The organism is Sphingobium olei (genome assembly GCF_042678845.1).
Taxonomy (GTDB): domain Bacteria; phylum Pseudomonadota; class Alphaproteobacteria; order Sphingomonadales; family Sphingomonadaceae; genus Sphingobium; species Sphingobium olei.
In genome coordinates, this window is sequence record NZ_JBHTLS010000053.1 from 1 (window position 1) to 2,374 (window position 2,374).

General features: G+C 64.6%; 2 protein-coding genes. Both read left to right on the top strand.

From position 1 onward, the window contains the following. A partial coding sequence (gene istA / locus ACFQ24_RS04045) for an IS21 family transposase (protein ID WP_380909173.1) occupies positions 1–1,487 on the top strand: 1,487 nt, incomplete at its 5' end. Then, positions 1,474–2,202, top strand: a complete 729-nt coding sequence (gene istB, locus ACFQ24_RS04050) for an IS21-like element helper ATPase IstB (RefSeq protein WP_380909175.1) — start codon at positions 1,474–1,476, stop codon at positions 2,200–2,202. The genes istA and istB, both read left to right, overlap by 14 nt. Positions 2,203–2,374 lie beyond the last annotated feature (172 nt).

Genomic DNA, 2,374 nt, shown 5'->3' on the forward strand with positions numbered 1-2,374 from the left:
TCCGGCGTGAGTACGCCGGCGGGAAGGCGATCAAGGCGATCGCGCGTGATCTGCATGTGTCGCGGAAGGTGATCCGCAAGGCGATCCGGGCGCCGGAAGGCGCATTTGATTATCGACGCAAGGTTCAGCCGCTGCCGCGGATCGGTCCGTTTCAGGATCGTCTGGATGTATTGCTGGAAGAGAACGAGTTACGGGGTCGGCGTGACCGGCTTCGGATGACCCGGATCCACGACCTTCTGGTGCGTGAGGGTTTCGAGGGCTCCTACGATGCTGTGCGCCGCTATGCGGCGCGGTGGAAGGTCCAGCGGCGCAGGGATGCCGGCGACGGGACGACAGCCTTTATTCCGATGCTGTTCCAGCCAGGCGAGGCCTACCAGTTCGATTGGAGCCATGAAGATGTCGAGATCGACGGCAAGCCGATGCGGGTGAAGGTCGCGCACATGCGGCTGTGCGCATCGCGGGCGGTGTATGTCCGGGCCTATCCCCGCGAGAGCCAGGAGATGCTGTTTGACGCGCATGCGCGCGGCTTTGCCTTTTTCGGTGGCGTGCCCAAGCGCGGCATCTACGATAATATGAAGACGGCGGTGACGAGCGTGTTCACCGGCAAGGAGCGGGTGTTCAACCGGCGGTTCCTGATCATGGCCGACCATTATATGGTCGAGCCCACGGCCTGCTCGCCGGCGGCGGGCTGGGAGAAGGGCCAGGTCGAGAACCAGGTGCAGACGATCCGAGGGCGCTTCTTCCAGCCCCGTTTGCGGTTCGCCAGCCTTGAGGAGCTCAATGGCTGGCTGGAAGCTGAGTGCCGGCGCTGGGCCGAACGGCAGGCGCATCCTGAGCAGGGCGAACAGACCGTGGCGCAGATGCTGGAGATGGAACGCCCTGCATTGCAACCGATGCTGGGGCCATTCGACGGCTTCAACGAGAGCGAGCACGGCGTGTCGGGCACCTGCCTGATCAGCTTCGATCGCAACCGATACTCGGTCCTCTCGACGGTCGCGCGGCGCACGGTGCAGGTCCGGGCCTATGCCGACCGCATTGTCGTGCGATGCGATGATGAGGTCGTTGCCGAGCATCCCCGCTTCTTCGGGCGGAACCGCACGATCTATGATCCCTGGCACTATCTGCCGGTGCTGGCCCGCAAGCCCGGCGCTTTGCGCAACGGCGCCCCCTTCCAGGACTGGGAGCTGCCGCCAGCACTGGCTCGGTTACGCCGCAAGCTGGGCAACGGCGATGATGCTGACCGGCGGTTCGTGCGCGTGCTGGCGGCCGTGCTGACCGACGGTCTGGAACTCGTTGAGGCCGCCGTGCGGGAGGCGCTAGCGACCGGCACGGCAAGCGATGATCTGATCCTCAACATCCTGGCACGGCGCCGCGAACCGCCGCGACCGCTGACGATCGTCACTTCGGAGGACAATGCCCTGCGGCATCCGCCGATCGCAGACTGTGCCCGTTACGACCAACTGAGGAACTTCCATGCAGCGGCATGACATGATCGACGCGATGCGCGGGCTTGGACTCAAGGGGATGGCTGGCGCGTTCGATGAGGCCGTTACCACCGGCCTTCAGCGGCAGCGCACGACGATGGAGATACTGACCGATCTGCTGCGCGCGGAGGCAACCCACCGCCACGCAGCCTCGATCCGATACCGGATGACAGCCGCCAAGCTGCCGGTGGTGAAAGACCTCGATGCCTTCCACTTCGAAGGGACGCCGATCAACGAGGCGCTGGTCCGTTCGCTACACAGCGGCGCGTTCCTGCCTGCACGGCGCAATGTCGTCCTGGTCGGCGGCACAGGCACCGGCAAGACCCATCTGGCCATCGCCATCACCGCCAATGTGGTCCGCGCCGGAGCGCGGGGGCGTTACTTCAACACCGTGGATCTGGTGACCCGCCTCGAAGAAGAAGCCCGGATCGGCAAGAGCGGCGCGCTTGCCGCCCAGCTCGCCCGGCTCGATCTCGTCGTCCTGGACGAGCTTGGCTATCTGCCGTTCGCCCGCTCAGGCGGGCAGTTGCTGTTCCATCTGGTCAGCAAACTTTACGAGCAGACCAGCGTCATCATCACGACCAATCTGGCGTTCGGGGAATGGCCAACCGTGTTCGGCGATCCCAAAATGACCACCGCTCTCCTCGATCGCGTCACCCATCATTGCGACATAATCGAGACCGGCAATGACAGCTGGCGCTTCAAGAACCGAAACTGATCCCCGCCGCATACGGGGATTAAGATGCTTTGCGCTGCGCGCGTCTCCGGTCGGGCTCCGCCCTCCCTACGCCACGCGCAGCGCAAGGAGCGTTCCTCGACCGTCGTGCCATACTCGAAAGGGGGTCCCTTTTGCGCGCCGATCGGGGGTCCCGTTTGGACGCCGATTGACA